The following is a 22,568-nucleotide window of genomic DNA, read 5'->3' on the forward strand; positions in this document are numbered from 1 at the left end:
TTTATACAAAAGTAACTATTTTGAATTTCTTAGTTCAAATAATTGGTTTATTTTTACCCTCCAAACAATAAGCCCGCACATGTTCAATCACTATCTCATTACCCGTTTTAACCTAAAAAACCCCAAGTGGGACGTTACTAAAAACAACGAAACACTGCTTACAGATGAGTGGCTTGAACACAGGCTGTGGCTTTTTCAAAACTTTTGTTTTCCGTCGGTTGCAGCACAGACCAATAAAAATTTTACGTGGCTAATTTACTTTGACTCCACAACACCCGACACTTATAAACAAAAGATAGAAACCATCGTTGGCAACGAACCAAACATTCGCATCTTTTATATTGATGGAATGCCTGCCTTCTACCCTGAGATCAACAAAATCATCACGAGCGAAGCAGCAGACAAACCTTATCTTATTACATCAAGAATTGATAATGATGATTGTATAAGCAAGAACTTCATAGACGAAGTTCAAAAACAATTTGCCAGCCAGGATTATATGGCTATTGATATTATAAATGGTTATTCACTACAGATAAAACCGGTTATTATGCTGGGCAAAAAAGAGCATATCTTTAATCCTTTTATTAGCCTTATAGAGAGGAATGAAAACCCTAAAACTGTTTGGGCTAACGATCATAACCATTGGAAAAAAGAAACCCGTGTAAAACAAATTACCGGAAAAAGATTATGGATGTCTATCATACACGAAAAGAATAAAGTAAATGAATTTGACGGTTATGGCAACATTCCATGGAAAAGCGTAAATGATGAATTCATTGTTTCCGATAATATGAAAGCTACCATAGCCAACGAAATTTTACCTTACAATAAATGGGCATGGACAAGCTTTAAAAATGAGCTATATGTAAAATGGGTTCTGTTTAATAAAACATTTAAAAAAGCCCTGGGCATCTATAAATTAAAGCAATAACTAATGAAAAAAGCAATAGTTGTAGTACCCATCTACAAAACAAATCTTGACGAGAATGAGATGCTGTCCCTAAAAAGGTCTGTTAAGATGTTACACCAGCATCCGTTTGCCATTGCCTGTCCTGAGCATTTAGACATTACACCGTTAAACAGCATTCTCGCTCCGGTACATTATACCATACATCGCTTTGAAGACAGTTATTTCAAAGGAATTGCAGGATACAATAAGCTTATGCTTTCGGAAGTGTTTTATAACAGCTTTAATGAGTATCAATATCTGTTAATTTGCCAGACAGATGTTTTCGTTTTTGATGACCAGCTGGAGTACTGGTGCAGTAAAGGATATGACTATATAGGTGCACCCTGGATCGCATCTAAGCAAACTGCCATAACTAAGTTACTATTAAATATAAATAACAGCTTTAAAAAGAAGAAAAAGAGAACAGAGCATTTCTTTAAGGTTGGCAATGGAGGATTCTCACTACGAAAAGTTTCAACCATGCAACGCATTGTTAATGAACAAAAAGATAATATTGAATATTGTCTGACAAACCCTAACGATTTGAGCCATCATATTGAAGATGTATATTTCTCTCTGGTTGCACCTGCACTTACCGAAATGAAGATTCCAGCCTATACTGAAGCCGTGGGCTTCGCGATGGACAGGAAACCGGATATTGCCTATAAGCTTAACGGTAAAAAATTACCTTTTGCAAGCCATAGGTTTTACAATCGTAAAGTAAAAGAATTTTGGACACCAATAATTGATAAAATACAAAAAGCGGGTTAAAACCCGCTTTTTTATCGCTTATAAAAATGTTCTGAGAACTTTTGCTGTACCTCTTCACGCTTAAGGTACTCTGGTAAGCTTTCAATGGTAGGCATTACCTGAAATTCCATGTTTCTCCCCAATATATCTTTTCCACTACAAAGACAATCATTGATAAAGTTCTCATCCTTTATCCTGTCGAGGTTATATTCAGTATGCGAAAAGGCTTCCAGTTTTTGCTTAATCTTGTTAAACCCTCCCATAAATGTAAAATGCCAGCCTGCATTAGGAATAATATCATACACTTGTTTTCTACGGAGAGTACGCATTAGCGTTTTGCGAATCCTAACCGGTGTTTGTTTCAATAATTTGTAAGGCAGCATAGCAGTACCAAACCATATACCGTTTACAGACTCTTCTTTTGTCATACGGCTTTCTTTGTCATAGATAAGCTTATGATTAAAGAAATACATGAACATATCCATCTTTAATCCATATATCCTGTCAATACCCTTTTCCTGATATTCCTTGATAACAGATGCTCTTGGAATCTCATCTATATCAGAGATTAGAACAACATCATCCAGCTTACATCCTTTAAGGCCTTTAAGTATGCTGTTTCGTTGATAAAACTCCAGTTTCCAAGGCGAAAAAGGATTAATTACAGGAATAAATAACGGATATTTTGTTAATTTCACATGAATGATTTTATGCAAAAATTTTGCATACCGCTCTTTATTTTGCTCGAAAATAAAAGGCTTGGCATCATTCTGAAACGTCCTGTCGGCTTCAACTATAACGAACTTATCCACTACTGAGTCCATTTCGTTGAGCCTTATTTCCAACAAGTCTAACTCGTTGAAAAAGATAAAGCAGTCGTATACCATTATGGTAAAAAGATTAAATTGTTTGGGCGGCGAAAATAATCTTTTTTAACATAATTACGTTTAAAAACAACTTTACTTTATTATAAAATAAATTATCCTGCCAATTTTATCCAACAAAAACATAACCAACTAGCTATCAAACACTAAACAATCAAAGTCTGTATTAACTAAAAGCCTTATTTTTACACTCAGAAAAAACGCCTTTAATGATAAAATTTCTAGATCTGCAAAAAATAAATCTTCTTCATCAGGAGGAAATAGAATCACGATTGCTCAAAGCCTTCAGAAGCGGCTGGTACCTACTGGGTGAAGAAGTAAAACAGTTTGAAAAAAATCTATCTCATTACATAGGCGCAAAGCATAGCATAGGCGTTGCAAATGGATTAGATGCACTACGCCTTATTTTTAAAGCGTATATTGAGATGGGCTTTATGCAGCCAGGAGATGAAGTCATCGTTCCGGCAAATACCTATATAGCTTCTTTACTTGCCCTAACTGATAACAATCTTATCCCCGTTCTGGTGGAACCTGATATTAAAACTTATAATATTGATATTGCCAAAATAGAAGAAAAAATCACTCAGAAAACAAAGGCAATAATGGTAGTGCATTTGTATGGTCAGGTGGTTTTTAGCGACGAACTTACAGCACTTGCTCAAAAGCATAACCTGAAAATTGTTGAAGACAATGCTCAGGCGATTGGTGCCGTATGGAATGGCACTAAGACCGGAAATCTGGGGAATGCTGCAGGGTTCAGTTTTTATCCCGGAAAAAATCTTGGTGCATTAGGCGATGCAGGAGCTGTTACTACTAATGATGATGTCCTTGCCAAAACCATAAGAGCATTGGCCAATTATGGCTCTGAAGAGAAATATGTAAACAAGCATCAGGGACTTAACTCAAGGCTTGACGAGATGCAGGCAGCAGTGCTAGACGAAAAACTGAAGCATCTTGACACCGAAAACGACACACGAAAAGCCATAGCTAAATATTATATTGACAATATAAATAACACTGCTATAATGCTACCTGAGTTGCCCAAAAACAGTAATGAGCATGTATGGCATTTGTTTGTAATCCGTACAGCTAACAGGGATAAACTACAACAGTATTTAAAAGAGAATAATATTCACACCCTGATCCATTATCCTATCCCGCCACACAAACAGGCAGCATATCCTCAGCTAAATGGATTATCTTTGCCAATAACTGAGCAGATACATCGCGAAGTATTGAGTCTGCCGATAAGCCCCGTGCTAACCACAGAAGAAGTACAAAAAGTTGTTGATACTGTCAATAATTATCAATAAATGATCAGGAACATTATTTTTTCAATTATTCTATTATCTCAGGGACTTCTGTTTTCTCAGACCAGAATACTTGATCTTTGTGCTATAGAGCCCGGAGAGAACTATCCGGACAATATGCCAAATATCTTAAACTGGATCAACAAAACTATCCCAAACACATTCGGAACTGGCCTACAGGCATCCAATCAAATATCAGCCGGATTCTATTCTTTCGCTTTAACCAGTACTAAGCCTAATGTATTTACGCTATCCGGATTTAATGGTATTAAACTATCTTTCACTACAGAAAAAACATTTAACAATGGTGTCTCTGTTCAAAACATAACACAATATTACCCGATAGAATTTGATCATCCTATCAAACAGATAAATTCCAGATTTAATCCTGCTACCCTTAAATATACCCCAAAAGAATATTTTGACGATATACTTTTAATTAGCCGCCTTGAGGATTTTGATTTTATGCGCGATGCAATAAGAACATTTACGCAGCCTGAAAATAACGAAAGTAGCGTGAAAAAATTCATCGATGATGTTAACAAGGCAACAAAAGCCAATTTTAAATATCCAGATGAAGATAGCTTAGAGTCTGTTTATAAAATAGTAAGCAACAGTAAAAAAGATGTATTTGATATTGTATATGAAACCTATATAGCAAACGATGATAATAATATTACGTTTGAAAATATGGAAATTGTTTTTAGAAAATCGCGAACCGGAAAGGAAGTAGTTAAAACAATAGACGAAGCGAGAATATTAACTATTTCTACCGGGATGGGAAAAAATGAAATTATCGAATTTCCATCGGAACTGCTACAACCGGTAAATCTAACAGTTGTTGATGACAATATCATCAAATTTGAATATAAGAAACTTGATATAAAAATAGATTATAAAAATAAACAGCTTCTATTGTTTTTTCAGGGAAAATTAAATCAGCCCGCAAAAATAATGTCGGGAAAAAAACAGGTAATTACATATAAGGAAAAAGAATATAAGTCACGAACTACTGATGATAAGAAAAATGTAAAAAAGACCTATAAAGAAAAAACAGGTGAAAAATGGGTATCTGTTAAGAAAGGTACACCTATTGACAATCTGACCAACTTCATTTTTATCATCGGTGAAAAATCGACTAAGGTTATTGCCTACAAAAATGAAGATGAAAAATTTGAACTTCTTCAAAACAAAATGCCTTAATACAAATAACAAAATGAGCACTCCCGATATAAATAGCGAAGTACACAACGCTTTTGAAGTAATAAAAAATGGCGGAATAATCCTTTACCCTACCGATACGGTTTGGGGAATAGGCTGTGATGCTACCAATCCTGAAGCAATTAAAAAAATATATGCTTTAAAACAGCGCGAAGAAACCAAAAGCATGATCGTGCTTATGAATTCTGATCGTATGATGCATACCGTTTTCAGCCAGATACCCGAAGTGGCATGGCAAATACTTGATCTTTCAGAAAAGCCAACTACGCTTATACTGGATAATCCACGTAATGTAGCTCCTAATATTATTGCAGAAGACAAAACTCTGGGCGTGCGCCTGGTAAAAGAACCGTTTTGCTACAAACTGATGGAACGCATGAAAAAACCACTGGTTTCTACTTCTGCAAACATTAGCGGCAGGCCTACCCCTAATTCTTTTAAAGAAATTGACCATCATATTTTGGACGGCGTAGACTATATCGTAAATTTGCACCACGATAAAATTGCCGCTAAACCATCTACCATTATAAAACTTGGTAATGATTTACAGGTTAAAGTGATACGACCTTAATGGAAAATAAAACTTCATATAAAGAAGCGCTAAATAACAGGATATTTGACATTACCTCGCAGGCTGCCGGAGAACTTAACGTAGACAGTTATGTTATTGGCGGTTTTGTAAGGGATCTCCTTTTACAAAGGGATTTTAAAAAAGACATTGATATTGTTGCTGTAGGCAGCGGTATCGACCTTGCTGAAAAAGTCTCTTCCCTGCTTCCTAACAAACCTAAAGTTCAGGTATTTAAGAGCTATGGCACCGCCATGCTTCGTTTTGAGGACATTGACATTGAGTTTGTTGGCGCACGTAAAGAGTCATACAACAGGGACAGCCGCAACCCTATAGTGGAAACAGGAACCCTTGAAGACGACCAAAACCGTCGCGATTTTACCATCAATGCATTAGCATTGTCATTATCTCCTGACAATTTTGGTGAACTGGTTGACCCTTTTGGCGGTGTTGAAGACCTGAAGAATAAAATAATCCGTACTCCGCTTAATCCTGACATCACATACAGTGACGACCCACTGCGAATGATGCGTGCCATACGTTTTGCATCGCAGCTAAACTTTACTATTGAAGAAGAATCGCTAAATGCAATTACCAGAAATAAAGAACGTATTAAGATCATTTCCGGTGAACGTATTGTTGATGAGCTGAACAAGATACTGATGTCTGATGTGCCATCCGTAGGATTCAAGTTGCTTCATCAAACAGGATTGCTACACATTATATTACCTGAACTTACTGCCCTTCAGGGTGTTGAGGAGGTAGAAGGTCAAACCCATAAAGATAACTTTTACCATACCCTTGAAGTAGTCGATAATATTGCACCAAATACACAGGATGTATGGTTGCGATGGTCGGCTTTATTGCATGACATTGGTAAGGCGCCAACAAAGAAATTCCACAAAAAAGTGGGATGGACATTCCACGGGCATGAGTTTTTGGGTGGAAAAATGGTAAAAAAGCTTTTCGAAAGACTACACATGCCGCTGAACCATAAAATGAAATACGTTTCTAAAATGGTAATGTTGAGTTCGCGACCTATTGTACTGGCTCAGGATATCGTAACCGATTCGGCTGTACGCAGGCTTATTTTTGATGCCGGTGAAGATGTAGAAGACCTGATGATTCTTTGTGAAGCAGACATTACTACTAAAAATGCTGCTAAATTCAAGAAATACCATAATAACTTTAAGATAGTACGCCAAAAGATAGTTGAAGTTGAAGAACGCGATCATGTACGTAATTTCCAGCCACCTATTACGGGAGAAGAAATTATGGAGATCTTCAACCTGAAACCATCAAGGGAGATTGGAGTACTAAAAGAAGCTATTAAAGAAGCCATACTGGAAGGAGAGATACATAACGATTATGAGTCGGCTTATAAGTTCATGATGGAGAGAGCAAAGAAGCTTGGTCTTGAAGCTGTTAAATAGTTTTGAGTTCAGGGTTTAAAGTTCAGCGTCATTGCGAGGTACCAAGCAATCTAAAAGAGATTGCCACGCTTCATTTCATTACGCTCGCAATGACATACAGTGTGTCATTCTGAATGTAGCATTGCGAAATGAAGAATCTCTTGAGATCCTTCCTTCATCTGGATGACAAAAGAACCTGACATATATCATAAAACAGATTACGGATTACCCCGTAATTCGCAATAAAAAACAAGATGAAGATTAGCTTCCAAAAAATCACGAAAACTGCAATTATTCTCGTTTACTTAGTAATCGTAGCCGGCGCATTAGTGCGTATGACAGGCTCAGGAATGGGTTGCCCGGATTGGCCAAGGTGTTTTGGCTATTACATCCCTCCAACTGATATAAAAGAGCTGATGTGGTCTCCAAACCATCAGTTCAACAAAGGACAGGTAATCATTAAAGACGAAAAACTTTGGGTCGCCAAAGAAACCTTTACCACGACCGATACTTATGATGCATCTAACTGGGAAGAGTATACCAAACACGACTATGCCGAATTTAATCCTGTACACACCTGGGTAGAATATGTAAACCGTCTTGTAGGTGCCCTTGCAGGCGTTGCTGTTTTTGCTATGGCCATCGCTTCATTTGGTTTTTGGCGAAGGAAAACAAGTATTATACTGCTTTCATGGCTAACAGTATTCATGATGGGCTTTCAGGCCTGGCTTGGTGCAACGGTGGTATATTCGGTACTGAATCCTGTTAAGATCACTATACACATGGTGATGGCGCTTATTATTGTTGCGGTTATATTATACATCCTTGACAAATCGAAAGCACTGAATTACGCTGCTATCAGCTTTAAAAAAGATAAACTTTTCAAATCGCTGCTTGTTACTTCACTTATAATCACATTAATTCAGGTAGTATTGGGTACTGAAGTTCGCCAGTTTGTAGATGAGCGCGTGAAAATGCTGGGGTATGAAAATATGCACCTTGTTATGGATAGCCCCATTATGCAGTTTTACTTCCACCGAACTTTTTCTTTTGTAGTATTTGGAATTAACCTGTGGCTGTACCTACGTAACAAAAAACTGAACCTTGGCTATAAAAAAACCACATGGGTTATGTACCTGCTGGGTATCGAAATCCTATCAGGAATCGCCATGTACTATCTTGATTTTCCTTTTGGTATGCAGACAACACACCTCGTATCAGCATCAGCTTTGTTTGGTATACAATTCTACATGCTGTTGGAAAGTTCAAGGAAAGAAGGGCAATATATAGCATAGTTTGTTCAATAAGCTTAACCCCAGAAGGGTGAAATATTTATAGCGAATAAAGTTACGAAACGAAAGAGCTCCGGAGGAGCGGCATATGTCGCTCCTCCGGAGCTTTTCGCAATCTATCTCATATACAACTATAAATATTTCGCTTCTCCGAAGCTAAAACAATCTTCTAAAGCATCATTATTTAGCATAGTTTTACATTTCCCTTACCACAAGTTTAAGAGAACAGAAGGTACCTTTACATTGTAATAAAAAAACAATATAAGCCATGCCAAATTCAACTGAACTTAAAGGAAACTGGGACGAATTTAAAGGTAAATTAAAACAGAAATATGCCGAACTTACAGACGACGATCTGACGTATGAGGAAGGCAAAGACGATGAAATGTGGGGAAAACTTGAACAGAAACTGGGCAAAGCGAAAAAAGAGATATTAGCTCTATTCCAATAGCCTCTTTTCCTTCAGGGTAACAACCACATATTCCGAAACTGTTCCATAAGCAGCAATCTGCTTATCGAACAGTTTTTTTATGTTAAGCCTTTTAGACTTCGGTATGCTTTTTACCAAATGTAGCTTTCCACGAACCACAGCACCATAATGGCCAAATAACTAACAACGGATGCAGGAACAAACGGGTTAATCTTATACCGTCAGTATCCAGTCCGAAAGCGGGATCGTGATTAATGTACTGGTTATAATTACCCGGGAAGATACAGATGAAAAAAATTGCTGTTATCCATCCCACCTGTACTCGATAACTGGTAAGGAATAACAATGAAAGTCCGAGCAGTAGCTCTACAACACCTGAAAGCGTTACAACAAGGCTTGCATCGAGCGGCACCCATCCCGGCACCTGAGCTAAAAACGGTTCGTGCAAAAAAGAAAGATGCCCTGTTCCGGTAAAGCATAGAAGACAGCCTAAAAGGATCCTGAGAATGTTTTGTGCTTTAGAATAATGTACTGGAGTTTCCATAGTAAGAGGTTTTTGGTTTAAACCAAAGTTAGCAATAAAGCTCTTACAAAAAACATTAATGCACTGATTTAAAACAAAATACAACTACCCCAACCAATTCCTAAAGTCGTTTACACGTTCACGGCTTACAATAACCTCATCTTCATTGTAGGTTGGCAGGATAATCTTAAGTCGTGAATTAGTATAGACAACTATATCTTTTATTGCATTAATAGAAACAATAAACTTCCTGCTTACACGATAAAATTTGGCTGGATCGAGTTCATTTTCCAGCTGCTCGAGTGTATTCTCTAACAGGTAATCACGTCCTTCTACCGTATGGATATACGTCCCTTTGTTTTCACTGTAAAAACATTCTGCATCTTCAATATTAATCATCTTGAGGTGCTGTCCCATTTTTACGGTAAAACGTTTTTTATAACTCTTTTCAGAAGGATTGGTCAGCATTTGCCTTATCTGGTCAAAATCCAGTGAAAGGTTCTGGGTTTGTGGCTGCAGGTTTTTGTATTTATTTACAGCAGCTTCAAGATCGTCTTCATCTATGGGCTTAAGAAGATAGTCAATACTGTTAAGCTTAAATGCACGAAGTGCATACTCATCATAGGCCGTAGTGAATATTATAGCACTTTTGATAGGTATGTTCTCAAATATCTCAAACGAAAGCCCGTCTGAAAGCTGAATATCCAGAAAAATCAGCTCAGGATGCGGATTATTACCAAACCATTCAAGGCTTTCCTCTACCGAATGCAGCATGGTTTGCGCCTCAATATTAAGTTTCTGTAATTTTCGCTGTAGTAGCCTTGCAGCCGGCTTTTCGTCTTCTATAATGATAACGTTCATTGGTGGTTGATTGTAATGATTTGATTGATTGTTTTTTGATTTACCTGTTAACAGGCTGATGACTGAACTATTGCTGACACTGGATTATTCCCATCTTTTGGTGTCATTTTCACCATTCTGATTTCGCCCCATCATTTCTTTTATTTTTCGTTCTTCCCAATTTTTACCCAGTACTATGTCTGTACCAAAAACACCATACCAGTGAAAGAACAAACCTATGCCCCAACAGATTGCTGTTGAGAAAGTACCCCATTCAAAAAAGACATCATCCGATCCGGTATTGAATGCTTTAATTATCAACAAAAAAGTATTAATTGCAAGGTATACAATCAGGTGCTTATAAAACCCCTGCATTGCCTTAACTTTTTTTCTTACTTTATCTTCTCTTATTTTATCTTCGAGTGAATTTTCCATTTTATTCGTATTTATTGTGTTGGTTTTGTTTATTGATTAATTCTTTAAGCTTTTTTTCTTCCCAGCTTTTCGGTAGTAAGTATTTTGCTCCAAATACAAACACCCCATGGGCTAACACTGCTAAACCGGCAACCCCTGCCATCATTATAAAGGCAGGACGCCAAAACGTTTCGGGCATGGACGTTTCCAGAAAAAACCAAAAGATCAGAAAAAGCAGGTTTACAGTACAATAAGTTATAAGGTGCACATAAAAATCCCTTAATTGTTCAACCCTTTTCTGAGCCAGAATAAAGTGAGCCATTTTCTTATTATCAGTGTTCATATTATTCATATTTATCCCGTTCCTGGTCTCTTTTATCCATCTCATCCATAAGCTGTTTCAACTTTCGCTCTTCCCATCCTTTTCCTAGAAACGGATAACAGTCAAATGCTCCCATACCATGAAAAAGTACTCCTACCCCCCATCCGGCCAGGGAGAACCAAAACCATTGAAATTGCGGGCTAAACCTTAGATTTATGTAAACCAAGATTGGAATAACAATACAATAACAGGTAAGGTTGATATAAAAACCCTTTATTTCCTTTACTTTTCTTTTTGCCTTATCGTAGGCTATTTTATCAAAATCTTCCATAATAGTTTATTGCCATTTTTTAGATTTTTCTCTATCCATTAATTCTCTCATTTTACGCTCTTCCCAGTCGCTACTAAGGAAAGGCATATAGTTGAATACATTCACGCCATGTATTACAACACCGATTCCCCATCCTAAAGCCGGATAAATAAACCATAAATGATCCGGTGAAGTTGCAAAGTTCAATATGGCCAACCCTATATTAATTACGATGTAAGATGCCAGGTTACCATAAAAGCCTTTAATATCCTCAATCTTTTTCTGAGCTTTTAAATAATTACTCTCTTCTTTATTATAGTGGGTAGGTTCCATGATTCTAAGCTGTTTGGTTAGTATAGGTAACTTTACTGTAAAATGTTCGGCAGTTTCCTGTACCATTACGTTTCTTTCGGTAAGTATAGCATATCGGTTTACGATATTTTGCAATCCTACCCCTTTTCTGTCCTGTAAAACCTCTTTCTTTTGCAAGTCATTCTGTACCACCAGACAACCATCTTTTTCAAATATCCTGATATGTAACGGGCGTAGCGGACTCACAACATTATGCTTGATGGTGTTTTCTAAAAGCAATTGTAATGAAAGTGGTACTACCCTGGCATCAGGATTACTTATTTCCTGTACTTCATAAAAGATACTGTTCTCGAAACGCATCTTAAGCAGGTTCATATAGGTTTTAGCAAATGAAAGTTCTTCCTCTACACTTACCAATTCCTTATCCTTTTGTTCAAGAACATAACGGTATATTTTTGACAAGGATGTTGTAAAGCGCTGTGCATTGTCCGGATTCTCTTCGATCAGAGAACTCAAAACATTAAGACTATTGAAAAGGAAATGCGGGTCTATCTGATTTTTAAGCGATTCAAACTGAGCGGATGCAGCTCCTGCAATAAGCTTTTGTTCTTTAACCCTGCCTTCCTGGTAGCGTTTATAAAAATAAAAAGCATGTACTATGATGGTTACTATAAGTGTAACAATCAGGGCGACATAATAATTTGACATCTTCTCAGTAGCAAAAAAATCAGCAAACGATTCGCCCTCTACAACCACGTTTTCAAATATCCGTAACAGGAACATAATGAACACTGAAACCCCAAAAGATGTCAGAAAACCAAAAGCTATCCTTTTTACATTCATTATGGCCCTGTTGTAGACCTTATCGAAATAGTAAAATATAAATGCATTGGCCATATATAAAGTAACCGAATACAGCATTACAAAAAGAAACTGAAGCAAAAGCTCTCTGTTCCAGGTAAAGCTTCGTCCGCTTGCCATCGCCACAAAGAGCAGTACAATAAATATTATCATACCAATGACTACAGATTTAAAAAACTCTTTATACAGATTCTTTTTCATTGTGTTTTGCTTCTAAATTAAGATCTATCTTGTCTTTAACCGCCTTTAGAACGGGTACTACAGCAGCCAATATCCAAAAAACAAATATGAACAACATCCATTGAACCGTTTCAGTGGTTCTTACTATAGCTTTATTTTGTCCCTGAAGTATCTCTAATATCTTTTCCTGCGAGTTTATATCTTCAACAGTTTCAGGATAACCAAAAGTACTCAGGCTGGGTGTTGAAGGAAGTAATAGGTACATCACCAAAAACATTGCACCTGAAATAAGCAACATAATCTGAAGGTTTTGAATACTGTCCCGCAACGGATGTCCTATTTTATGCCTTGCTATTTTTGTGTAAAAAACTCCTCCTATTATGAAAGGTATAATGATGAACGCTAAATTTAAATCCTCTAATAACATAAATATCTGCCTATATTGCCTTAATTACTTTTTACACTCCTTAAGTTTTTCCTGTGCCCTGTCTGCACCCCAGTTAGGATGAAAAGTCGTTTCTGGCTTAAAGGTAGCAAAAAGACCAACCGCACGCTCAATTTCTTTGCACATAGGTGCCGTATCCTGTCCGAAATAAGCTGCTCCTCCAATTTCAAATTCAGCCTTAGAAAAAACCACTCTTGGATTATTAGGTGCTAATATTTTTGCCTTGGCATACAATTCGTTAGCCTTTGCTGAATATTTCATTCCGTTGGTCATTGGGTCATAAACAATCCATGCAGTATAAATCAGGCATTGCATTACCATCAGTTCCGGATTGTCAGGCGAAATTAAAGTTGCCGCATCCTGAGCCTGCTGAGCTTTAGCAAGCAGTCCGCTAAGCTTCTCCTTATCTTTAGTCATAAAGGCATCTGTTGTATTAATAAGGGCAACATAATAATTAGGTAGCCAGTTATCTTTTTCAACTGCAGCTATTCTTTCAAACATAGCCGAAGCTTCAGCAGATTTATTTTCACCCCATAATGCAAAAGCCTTTTGCATACCGGTTTCATATTTAGTTTGTGCGGTTACAGCATTTGCTATAAGTAAAACGTAAAGTACAATTAGTCGTATCATAATAATTAATTTTAGGTTGTTGATTTTTTATGAGACAAAGATGGCTACATTACAACTTATAATAAAAAGTGTTTTACCCAATTGTAGAATTTCAAGGATGAATTGTAAATTACATACATTCAACCTAAAATTGACGCTGATTTTATATACTACGAAAACATTTTCTTAAAATAATCACAAATTTTTTGCTTAATAATTCCACTTTTTTTTACCACATATGATTTTACTTTTTATATTTGTTAAAATTATTGCCAACTAACTGATTATACAACAATTAAAAAGTTACGAAAATGCGTACATCTTTACTTAAATCTTTAGCTCTTATTGGCTTTTTCGCTGCAACCAGCTGCGGAACGAGCGAAGATGGCAGTTCATCGATTGGCAATGGAAGTAACGGAAATGCATCTTCTAATCTGGGTGGATCGTACAATATCATTTCAATGGTCTCTGACTTAAGTGTCGATCTTAATAATGATGGGGTATCTTCTAATGATTTGTTTACTGAGATTGATCCCGAAGTATTTAATACCCAAATACCTGAGCTGGAAATAAAACCTGTTGTAGTAAACAACCAGTTGGAAAATATGATGAGTTTTTATCTGCCTCATTCTAATGTTACCATTGAATCTCCTACTTCTACAGGAAGTGTAAAGTTTTCTAAAACCGGACTAGGATATGTTTATGAATTTGATAGCAATACGCAAACAATATCAATAGAGGATAGTACTACTCCCGGAAGTCAACCCGGCATTTATGGTCACATGGAAAGCATTGAAGTCTATGGGGCTAATGGTTTAAAAGCTATATTTACTAAATATTATTACGACTTTTCTGCACCTGCAGGATGGAAGCTACTAACAGTTACCTGTATCTATCGCAGAACATAATCTATTAAAAAAACTGTTGTTTTTTTATCATATCTGTAAAAATTGCACAATACTCTAGGGTAAACAGTTGTAATGCTGTTTGTCATATAAAAATGCCAAACAACATGAATCAGAAAGAACTTCCTTTATTAAATCCTGTATCTCTTCCTCATCCCGGAAAGTTACTCATAATTGAACCTTTAGACTATCCAAATCCTTATGATTTTCATCGAGCGCACAGGCATGATTATTTTGAAATCATTCTTGTAAAGAGTGGAAATGGTTTTCAGCTAATCGATTTTTCTCCATATAATATAAAAGAAGGGCAGCTTTTTACCATCTACCCGGGTCAGGTACACCTTATGGAGCGTAAAACTGCACAAGGTATGATCATTCAGTTCAAAAAAGATATTTTTGAGTTTATTCATCCTTTAAAACATTCTCATTTATATTTTTCTGAAGCTTCGTTTGACCTGGATGACGAAACTTTTACCCATTTGTATGATATGACTGAAAGTATCTGGGACCTTCTCCAAAAAGAAGAGCTTTCTGCCCTGTCTATTCACAAAGCATACAGCTACCTCCAGATTATCCTTATTACCCTGATAGAAAAGCACTGTAATAATACGGTGGATATTCAGGGACATCAGGTAGTAACCCAGTTCCTTTCATTGCTTCCTCAAAATATAAAGACAAAAAAGAAAGTTTCGGAATATTGTGATCTCATGAATTGCAGCTCTGATAAACTTAATCTTGCCTGTAAGAACAGACTGGGCAAAACCGCTTTAAAACTAATACACGAAGAACTAATACTCGAAATAAGACGTTTGCTACTTTTAAATCAGCTTTCGCTAAAAGAAATTGCCTACGAACTTAATTTTGACAGCCCGGCTAACTTTAGTGGATTTATAAAAGCAAATACCGGACTCACACCCACTGAACTTCAGTTATCTATACTCAAAATTTATAACTAATTTCGGTTTTTTAATAACCATCGGTTTAGAGAAGCAAATTAATTTTATAGTCAACCAAAATAACAGTAGCTATGAAAAAAACTGTACTCTTAACAGCCGTACTTTTTAGTATTACACAAAGTATAAATGCACAATGCAATGATGCAGTGCCATTGCCCTACGTCGAAAATTTTGATACGTCTCTCCCACCCGACTTACCAGACTGCACTTACTCGTATAGGCAAACATTTGTAGGCAGTGAGTGGGATTGTGCTATTGCGCCAAACAGCAGCTTTACCGGAAATGTAGGACGCTATTCTACCTACTCAGACGTAGGATGGGGAATGACATGCGATTTTATTCTTAGACCTGTTCAGCTGGCAGCAGGTTCAACATACAATGTGTCATATAAATATGCTAACGAGGATAATCAGGCAGCGATTGACATATTAAGGGTTTCGTTATCTTCTGCTAATGCAGAGATTCAGATACCGCTAGAATCACATGAGTCAATATCAGGAGCTGCACCGGTAAATCATTCGGTTGAATTTACCATAACATCAACAGCCACCTATTACCTTAGGTTTAGCCTTGAAACTTCAGGGAATCAGGGAATATTGTATTTAGATGATATAAAAATTGAGGAAACAGGCATAACAGGAATTCCTGACCCCGCATTAGCAGGAATAATATACTATCCAAATCCGGTTAAAGACCGTTTAACAATAACAAACACTACCGGCTCTGAAAACCTAGAGCTATACAGCATTACCGGGCAATTGTTATATGCACAACCATCTTCGGAAAATGCTACACTCATTGATTTTGAAAATTTCCCTGCCGGTATTTACCTTTTGAAGACCGGGCTTAAAAACAGTAACAAAACCATCAGTATAATAAAGGAATAAACTAAAAACGGAAGCTTCACTTCCGTTTTTTTTATTTAAGAGCAGGCAGATTATATCTATAAGCGTTTGCGTTTTTTTTATAACAACTACTACAAAATATGCATGTATTTTTACATTAAGTAACCTATTAAAATGCTATGAAAGTTAGTAGGCTATCCATCTGAATAACTAAATTTAGGTTTTAGTAATTTTTTCGCCTGCAAGGGCACATGATTGATTTTTAAAAGTTTATTCAGATGTATAACGGGGCTCTATCGAGCCCCGTTTTTTTATTAAACACCTCATCTATGAATCTATAATTATTTACGGTTTTTTCATAACAATACAGCAGAAACACAAACATAACTTTACAACACTGTTAATTTAATAAACAATACTTATGAAAAAGACAATTACCCTTATGCTAATATTGACAATGTCGGCACTGGCAAATGCACAGTTACAAAATACTGATTTTGAGCAATGGCAAAATGATCCTTCAGATCCAAATTTCCCTAACAAACCCAATGGATGGATAATTACTGATGGTTTTAGCGAAGCTCCACATTGTATTTATCCCCCTGCAACTGATGCTCAAAACGGAGATTATGCCCTTACACTTGGTATATGGTATCATTATGTAAAAGATGCTGCAAAACAAACTGTTCCCATCGATTACAGACCATCTGCACTCAAGGGATATTATAAATACACTGATAATATAATACAAGGTAATTCAGGTCCTGTAAACGATGTTGCACAGGTAAACATCTACCTTACAAAATGGAATGTTGCTTTAAGCCAAAATGACACTATTGGCAAGGGGACAATAAACCTTAATGAAAGCATTGACTATAGTAGTTTTACCTGTCCGGTAACTTATACCAGTAACGAAACCCCTGATAATGTATCTGTTTATCTTGACTGTACAAGAATTAAACGTGCAGGAGAAACAGAAAACCTAATACGCATGGAAGGTAATGGCAGTTATTTTACAGTAGACAACATTACCCTTGAGCAAAGCACAGTAGGCCTGGAAGAATTTACAGTTAACAATATTGAAATCTACCCAAACCCGGCAAGAGACAAAGTAACTATATCCAATTTTACGGGTCAGGCAGAGCTATATGATATTACCGGCAAATTAGTGATGTCAAAATCATTGACAGAAGACAAAACTATTACTACCGAACAGCTACAAAAAGGTATTTATACCATCAGGCTTACCGATAAAACAAATACCAGCTATTCGAAACTTATCAAAGATTAATTTTTCATGTATGAGCTGCCAACAAGCAGCACGGTTTTTTAATTTAGGTTTAGGTAAAGAAAAAACAGGGCTTATGACCCTGTTTTTGTTTTTACAAATTATCCAACTGGTTCTTAGTCTTATCATCACTGATGGTCCAGAAGAAGCCTACAAAAAAGAATCTGTCAGCCGGCTGGGTAATAGCCTGTCTTGCATATATGCCATTAGTTCCAGGATTATTAGCATAAGTATACCCAAACACATTGTCAGCTCCCATAACATTTGAAACCGAAAAATATAATATTTTTTGTTGGCTTACGAGATATGCCCAACTAAGGCTAAGATTATTATATGCTTTTGTTTTGCCGTTCATAAAAGCATTTTCATTTGGATTATCATAAGGCCTTCCAATATTAAAGCTATAAGTTACACCAAGTTGCGATCTTAGGTCCTCAATCCAGTATTTAGTAACTATCGATGCATTATGTGTAGCTATGTAACTCGGTGTTACTTCATATTCGTAATTCTTATAGTCTCTTTTACTATCTATATATGAATACGAAACCCAGTATTCAAGATTTTTTATCAGTTTACTGTCCCTCCAGAAAAGGTCAATACCCTGAGCATAACCATAACCTGCATTGCTGTAGTTTGAATCGAAGGCTGCGGTTATGCCATCATATTTCACTAAATTATCATACTTTTTATAATAAGCCTCACCCCTAAACATTCTTCCATCTGTATTGTACAGATAATTAAAAATATAATGAGCTGTTTTTTGGTGTTCAAAATTCTTGTAATATTTCAGGTAATCCTGTCCCGGTGTCTGGTAAAAATCGCCATAAGCTAATGAAAACTGACTTTTAGGACTCACTTTATAAGCAAGTGCAGCACGAGGTTCAACTGTCCCCTCCTCCAGTACGCTGGCGTATGAAGAACGTAATCCTGCTTTAAAAGCGAGGTTTTTAGAGATAAAAACATCCGCTTCGGCATAGGCCGCTGCTATCGAATTATTATAACCGCTATTAAAATTAAAACCTGTAGGTTCAGTATAGTTTTCATTAAAATCAGTTATAAAATAATCACCCCCAAATGTAAGTTTAAACCTGTCGCTAAAACCTTTACGCAGTTTTAGTTTCATATGTGAGGAGTTCTCGGCATTCTTAAGCCCATTTACATCAAAAGCCGTTTTATTGTGGCTGTACCCATATGAAATACCGGTCTGAATCGTCCATTGGGTTCCAAACATTCCTTTATAAGAAGTATTAAAATAAAGATTGTCATTTTTGGTATCTACCCTTATTGGTTCAGGCAGGTTAATATCGTCCTGGTTCAGGTCGAAGGTAGCGTGGTCAAAAGCAGCATATACCTTAAGCATACCACTATTGAACTTATACCTGTACACTGCTTCGCCCGACATTGACTGATAAGGTTTATTCCAGTCTACATTTTGTGGTACTATCCATTGGTAAGGTTTTAAGTTAAGGTAGGAAAGGTTAACGCTTAGCGAACTCTTTTCCCATTTTTGGGTATGCCCCAAACCTAAACCAACAGTCATAATTGCAATATCGCTTTGTTTTTGCTCCGGTTCTTCAATAGTATTAAGTAGCAGTACACTCGATAATGCTTCACCATACTCTGCTGAATATCCTCCTGTAGAAAATGTCATCCCACTAAACAGAAATGGAGAAAAGCGTCCACGAGCCGGTACATTATTAGCTGTCGCATTATAAGGCTGTGCTACACGGAGACCATCTACAAAAGTTTGTGTCTCATCAGATTCTCCACCTCTGACAAACAACCTTCCGCTCTCGCCTACGGTCTGTGTACCCGGAAGCGTTTGTAATGCTCCAATAATATCTCCGGCTGCTCCGGCTGTAGTAACAATATCAAGTGGTTTTAGCGCAGTTACTTTACTGTTATCCCCTGCCTGAAAAGAACCTGCTGAAATAACAACGGCATCGAGCGTGTTCACACTAGCTTTCATCACAAACGTCTGCACTTTATATCCCTCTACAACAATATCCTGTCTGAAATCTTCAAAAAACATTCCTGTAATTACTAACACCTGATTTCCCTTCTCTGGGGTTTGAAAAGAAAAATGACCGGTTTCATCAGATGTAGCACCGTCATAAGTACCATCTATATAAATATTAGCACCTGTTACAGGCTTTCCTTTTTTGTCGGTAACCGTTCCTTCAATAATTGTTTGCCCGACAGAAAAGCTGGATACAAGAATAAATAAAAGTGTAATAATTGATTTCATGATTGGTGGTTGTATTGATTTGATGGGTCAAAATTGCAGCTACAATTTCAGATATAATAATAAAGTATCCCGAACTGTAGAATTTAAAGGATGAACTGTATAAAAAATAGTGAATCAATTTACATTAAGAAAAAACCGACTACTTTTGCCGCATCAAACTAAACCACCCAATGAAAAAATTATTTTTAATGCTTCTTATAGCATTTCCATTGCTTTCTATTGCTCAAATAAAATTTGAACCCGGCTATTTTATTGAAAATGAATCAAAAACTGAATGCCTGATTAAAAACATTGCATGGAAAAATAACCCAACGTCTTTTGAGTACAAGCTAAATGAAGCTGATGATATAAAAACAAAAAACATAAGCACTGTCAGCGAATTCAACATTAATGAGAGCTATAAGTTTATAAGGACAACCACTAATGTAGATCGGTCAGAAACAGCTCTGGATCGTTTAGATAATTCTAAACAGCCTAAATGGAATACTGAAACTATTTTTCTAAAAGTTTTGGTAGAGGGAAAAATTACGCTTTACCAGTATGAGGACAGTAACTTTATAAAATATTTTTTTAGTACAGAAAATGATGCAAAAACAGAACAACTGGTTTATAAAGAGTATTTAGTTGATGGAGGGGTTGCCGAAAACAACTTTTTCAGGCAACAGCTGTACAACCTTATGAAAGATGACAAGTTTACTATATCACGTTTTGAAAACCTCAAGTACAAAAAGAGCGATATGGTAAAACTTTTTGCTGAATATAATGGGAATTCAGGAACAAAAATGAAAAACCTTTCCGAAAAACAGAATAATGGAAAACTGAATCTGCGTTTTACACCGGGGATAACATTTACTTCCCTTGACATTGAAAACAGTACTTCCGGTTTTTATTTTGATTTTGGTAGCAACGTTTCATACAGGATAGGTGCTGAAATTGAATACATACTACCTTTTAACAACAACAAATGGTCATTGTTTGCCGATCCCAATTACCAATCTTATGAAAAAGATGGTAATAGAGGAAACCAAAGTCTTTCGGTAAGTTATAAAGTAATCGAAATCCCTTTGGGAGTGAGGCATTATATATATCTGTCAGACAAATCAAAAATATTTGTTGATGCTGCTTACATTGCTTCCCTGAGCATGGGCGATAATAACTTAAAATTTGCTTATTCTGAACTTGAAGTTTCAAATACCTCTGCTTTAGCATTAGGATTGGGTTATAGTTATGAACGATACAGTCTTGAGGCACGCTATAACTTTAGTCATGGTATTTTAGACAATTATGAAAGCTGGGGAAGCAATTTAGACACGTTTAGCGTTATATTAGGATATAATTTTTTATAGTAATTTTATAGTAAACAATTAAGGTTTTCGCAATGTGATGCGTACTTTTGCAGTGAATAATATATTTACTTCAATGTTTAACCCTGCTTTAAAGAAAAAATACACCTATACCAAGTATTTCAAACTCATAATTGTTTCATTAGTTATTGGTTTTCTTGCTGCATTACTGGCTGTAACATTAAAACATATGACTGAGCATTATGAAGAAATTCTTTTTCATAGGTCTAAACATCAAACATTATATCTTTTAATTTTCCCTTTTATTGGTCTTTCCCTTATCTATATTCTAAGACAATATTTATTTAAGAAAAAAGAAAATAAAGGTATTAAAGAAGTTTTTGAAAGCTCGGCAACAGGAAAAAATCTGCCTTCATACAAAATTCCTTCGCATTTTATAAATGGATTGCTAACGGTTAGTTTTGGCGGTAGTACTGGCATAGAAGTATCTACAGTAGTTTCTACTGCTGCGATAGGTTCGTTAGCCCAGGAAAAAGAAAAAATATTCAGAAAATATAAGACTGAACTTATTTGCGCAGGTATTACAGCGGGGCTTACCGCATTATTTTGCAGTCCACTGGCAGGACTCCTGTTTGCTTATGAGGTTATAGCTAAAAAAGCGAGCAGAGTCTTTTTAGTAACCAATATATTGGCCGCAGCCATTGCGTTTGCTTTTATAATGCTAATCGATGAAAAGCCTCTTTTCCCGCTAAATATAACGCAATGGAATTTATATGCACTACCTTACTTTATTTTGCTGGGAATTATTTGCGGACTTAATTCTATTTACCTGACAAAATGTGTAATGTTCTTTAAAAAACAATTTGCAAAAATATCAGGTCACTACTATAAGATAGTTATTGCAGCGGCAGTTTTAAGCAGTTTGTTGTTGCTTTTCCCTCAACTTTACGGTGATGGTTACCATGCAATGAAAGAAAGCCTTGTAACAGCAAACACTTTTACATTAACCCTTCCTCATATTATGTTATTTATAGCCTTACTATTGTTTAAGCCTGTAATAACATCAATAACACTTTCGGCAGGAGGTGATGGAGGTGTTTTTGCTCCCAGTTTGTTCATAGGTGCATTTTTAGGATTACTTTTTGCAACGATACTTAACACTTACTTTAACGCAGGTGTTATTCCTCTTAATTTTATGGTTATAGGTATGGCTGCCATGCTTAGCGCAAGCATTCATGCGCCTTTTACAGCGTTGTTCCTTGTTTGTGCATTAATAAACGATTATACTTTATTTTTACCAATCCTGACAGGAACATTGGTAGCAAAATATTCTGCCAAAGCTATTTATCCTTATACTGTTTATTCATTAGCACCTGCAAAATAATAG

General features: G+C 36.3%; 24 protein-coding genes. 14 read left to right on the plus strand and 10 right to left on the minus strand.

Going from position 1 to position 22,568, the window contains the following annotated elements:
• The first annotated feature begins 79 nt into the window (after positions 1 to 79).
• Together ACFSR3_RS05180 and ACFSR3_RS05185 are read left to right on the plus strand one after the other, a co-directional pair.
• Positions 80 to 934: a glycosyltransferase gene (locus ACFSR3_RS05180; protein WP_379820023.1), complete on the plus strand. Its 855-nt coding sequence runs from the start codon at positions 80 to 82 to the stop codon at positions 932 to 934.
• A gap of 3 nt (positions 935 to 937) precedes the next feature.
• On the plus strand, positions 938 to 1,723 hold the full coding sequence (locus tag ACFSR3_RS05185; RefSeq protein ID WP_379820024.1) for a DUF5672 family protein: 786 nt from the start codon (positions 938 to 940) through the stop codon (positions 1,721 to 1,723).
• Between the two features lie 11 nt (positions 1,724 to 1,734).
• Here the strand turns inward: ACFSR3_RS05185 and ACFSR3_RS05190 are convergent, their stop codons facing one another.
• Positions 1,735 to 2,589 (minus strand): hypothetical protein, encoded by an 855-nt coding sequence (locus ACFSR3_RS05190; protein WP_379820025.1) that lies wholly within the window; start codon positions 2,587 to 2,589, stop codon positions 1,735 to 1,737.
• 206 nt (positions 2,590 to 2,795) lie between these two features.
• Between ACFSR3_RS05190 and ACFSR3_RS05195 the strand changes: the two genes are divergently transcribed.
• From ACFSR3_RS05195 to ACFSR3_RS05220, 6 genes are all read left to right on the plus strand, one after another.
• The gene (locus ACFSR3_RS05195; protein WP_379820026.1) at positions 2,796 to 3,899 is read left to right on the plus strand and encodes a DegT/DnrJ/EryC1/StrS family aminotransferase; all 1,104 of its coding nucleotides are present in this window, start codon (positions 2,796 to 2,798) and stop codon (positions 3,897 to 3,899) included.
• Positions 3,900 to 5,099, plus strand: a complete 1,200-nt coding sequence (locus ACFSR3_RS05200; protein ID WP_379820027.1) for a hypothetical protein — start codon at positions 3,900 to 3,902, stop codon at positions 5,097 to 5,099.
• A 13-nt stretch (positions 5,100 to 5,112) separates the two neighbouring features.
• On the plus strand, positions 5,113 to 5,688 hold the full coding sequence (locus tag ACFSR3_RS05205; protein ID WP_379820028.1) for an L-threonylcarbamoyladenylate synthase: 576 nt from the start codon (positions 5,113 to 5,115) through the stop codon (positions 5,686 to 5,688).
• Positions 5,688 to 7,118 carry a CCA tRNA nucleotidyltransferase gene (locus tag ACFSR3_RS05210; protein WP_379820029.1) on the plus strand — a complete coding sequence of 477 codons (1,431 nt, stop codon included), beginning with the start codon at positions 5,688 to 5,690 and terminating at the stop codon, positions 7,116 to 7,118. The genes ACFSR3_RS05205 and ACFSR3_RS05210 overlap by 1 nt, the downstream gene beginning before the upstream one ends.
• A gap of 233 nt (positions 7,119 to 7,351) precedes the next feature.
• A complete protein-coding gene (locus ACFSR3_RS05215; protein WP_379820030.1) occupies positions 7,352 to 8,392 on the plus strand; it encodes a COX15/CtaA family protein in 1,041 nt (346 codons plus the stop codon).
• A 265-nt stretch (positions 8,393 to 8,657) separates the two neighbouring features.
• Positions 8,658 to 8,840: a CsbD family protein gene (locus tag ACFSR3_RS05220; RefSeq protein WP_114759093.1), complete on the plus strand. Its 183-nt coding sequence runs from the start codon at positions 8,658 to 8,660 to the stop codon at positions 8,838 to 8,840.
• 91 nt (positions 8,841 to 8,931) lie between these two features.
• On the opposite strand, the gene ACFSR3_RS05225 is transcribed toward ACFSR3_RS05220, so the two are convergent.
• The 8 genes from ACFSR3_RS05225 to ACFSR3_RS05260 form a co-directional block, all read right to left on the minus strand.
• Complete coding sequence (locus ACFSR3_RS05225) at positions 8,932 to 9,363, minus strand: DoxX family protein (RefSeq protein ID WP_379820031.1); 432 nt, start codon at positions 9,361 to 9,363, stop codon at positions 8,932 to 8,934.
• An 84-nt stretch (positions 9,364 to 9,447) separates the two neighbouring features.
• Positions 9,448 to 10,203 carry a LytR/AlgR family response regulator transcription factor gene (locus ACFSR3_RS05230; protein ID WP_379820032.1) on the minus strand — a complete coding sequence of 252 codons (756 nt, stop codon included), beginning with the start codon at positions 10,201 to 10,203 and terminating at the stop codon, positions 9,448 to 9,450.
• An 84-nt stretch (positions 10,204 to 10,287) separates the two neighbouring features.
• Positions 10,288 to 10,617 carry a 2TM domain-containing protein gene (locus ACFSR3_RS05235; protein ID WP_114759089.1) on the minus strand — a complete coding sequence of 110 codons (330 nt, stop codon included), beginning with the start codon at positions 10,615 to 10,617 and terminating at the stop codon, positions 10,288 to 10,290.
• A 1-nt stretch (position 10,618) separates the two neighbouring features.
• Complete coding sequence (locus ACFSR3_RS05240; RefSeq protein ID WP_379820033.1) at positions 10,619 to 10,939, minus strand: 2TM domain-containing protein; 321 nt, start codon at positions 10,937 to 10,939, stop codon at positions 10,619 to 10,621.
• A gap of 1 nt (position 10,940) precedes the next feature.
• Positions 10,941 to 11,249: a 2TM domain-containing protein gene (locus ACFSR3_RS05245; RefSeq protein ID WP_379820034.1), complete on the minus strand. Its 309-nt coding sequence runs from the start codon at positions 11,247 to 11,249 to the stop codon at positions 10,941 to 10,943.
• A 6-nt stretch (positions 11,250 to 11,255) separates the two neighbouring features.
• On the minus strand, positions 11,256 to 12,602 hold the full coding sequence (locus ACFSR3_RS05250) for a 2TM domain-containing protein (RefSeq protein ID WP_379820035.1): 1,347 nt from the start codon (positions 12,600 to 12,602) through the stop codon (positions 11,256 to 11,258).
• Positions 12,583 to 12,879, minus strand: a complete 297-nt coding sequence (locus ACFSR3_RS05255) for a hypothetical protein (protein WP_379820036.1) — start codon at positions 12,877 to 12,879, stop codon at positions 12,583 to 12,585. The genes ACFSR3_RS05250 and ACFSR3_RS05255 overlap by 20 nt, the downstream gene beginning before the upstream one ends.
• Before the next feature lie 153 nt (positions 12,880 to 13,032).
• Complete coding sequence (locus tag ACFSR3_RS05260; protein WP_379820037.1) at positions 13,033 to 13,656, minus strand: hypothetical protein; 624 nt, start codon at positions 13,654 to 13,656, stop codon at positions 13,033 to 13,035.
• Positions 13,657 to 13,946: 290 nt separating this feature from the next.
• Between ACFSR3_RS05260 and ACFSR3_RS05265 the strand changes: the two genes are divergently transcribed.
• From ACFSR3_RS05265 to ACFSR3_RS05280, 4 genes are all read left to right on the plus strand, one after another.
• The gene (locus tag ACFSR3_RS05265; RefSeq protein WP_379820038.1) at positions 13,947 to 14,543 is read left to right on the plus strand and encodes a hypothetical protein; all 597 of its coding nucleotides are present in this window, start codon (positions 13,947 to 13,949) and stop codon (positions 14,541 to 14,543) included.
• A gap of 104 nt (positions 14,544 to 14,647) precedes the next feature.
• Positions 14,648 to 15,496, plus strand: coding sequence for an AraC family transcriptional regulator (locus tag ACFSR3_RS05270; protein ID WP_379820039.1), 849 nt, complete (start codon positions 14,648 to 14,650; stop codon positions 15,494 to 15,496).
• 71 nt (positions 15,497 to 15,567) lie between these two features.
• Positions 15,568 to 16,383, plus strand: coding sequence for a T9SS type A sorting domain-containing protein (locus ACFSR3_RS05275; RefSeq protein ID WP_379820040.1), 816 nt, complete (start codon positions 15,568 to 15,570; stop codon positions 16,381 to 16,383).
• A gap of 379 nt (positions 16,384 to 16,762) precedes the next feature.
• Positions 16,763 to 17,632, plus strand: coding sequence for a T9SS type A sorting domain-containing protein (locus tag ACFSR3_RS05280; RefSeq protein WP_379820041.1), 870 nt, complete (start codon positions 16,763 to 16,765; stop codon positions 17,630 to 17,632).
• A 91-nt stretch (positions 17,633 to 17,723) separates the two neighbouring features.
• Here ACFSR3_RS05280 and ACFSR3_RS05285 read toward each other — a convergent pair whose 3' ends face one another.
• Positions 17,724 to 19,877, minus strand: coding sequence for a TonB-dependent receptor (locus ACFSR3_RS05285; protein WP_379820042.1), 2,154 nt, complete (start codon positions 19,875 to 19,877; stop codon positions 17,724 to 17,726).
• A 170-nt stretch (positions 19,878 to 20,047) separates the two neighbouring features.
• Here ACFSR3_RS05285 and ACFSR3_RS05290 point away from each other — a divergent pair, with 170 nt between their 5' ends.
• Both ACFSR3_RS05290 and ACFSR3_RS05295 read left to right on the plus strand, forming a co-directional pair.
• The gene (locus tag ACFSR3_RS05290; protein WP_379820043.1) at positions 20,048 to 21,223 is read left to right on the plus strand and encodes a tRNA modification GTPase; all 1,176 of its coding nucleotides are present in this window, start codon (positions 20,048 to 20,050) and stop codon (positions 21,221 to 21,223) included.
• Between the two features lie 37 nt (positions 21,224 to 21,260).
• Entirely contained in the window at positions 21,261 to 22,565 is a 1,305-nt protein-coding gene (locus ACFSR3_RS05295; RefSeq protein WP_379820044.1) for a chloride channel protein, read from the plus strand.
• The last annotated feature ends 3 nt before the right edge of the window (positions 22,566 to 22,568 follow it).

The sequence above is a fragment of the Flavobacterium suzhouense genome, assembly GCF_042684765.1.
GTDB lineage: Bacteria > Bacteroidota > Bacteroidia > Flavobacteriales > Flavobacteriaceae > Flavobacterium > Flavobacterium suzhouense.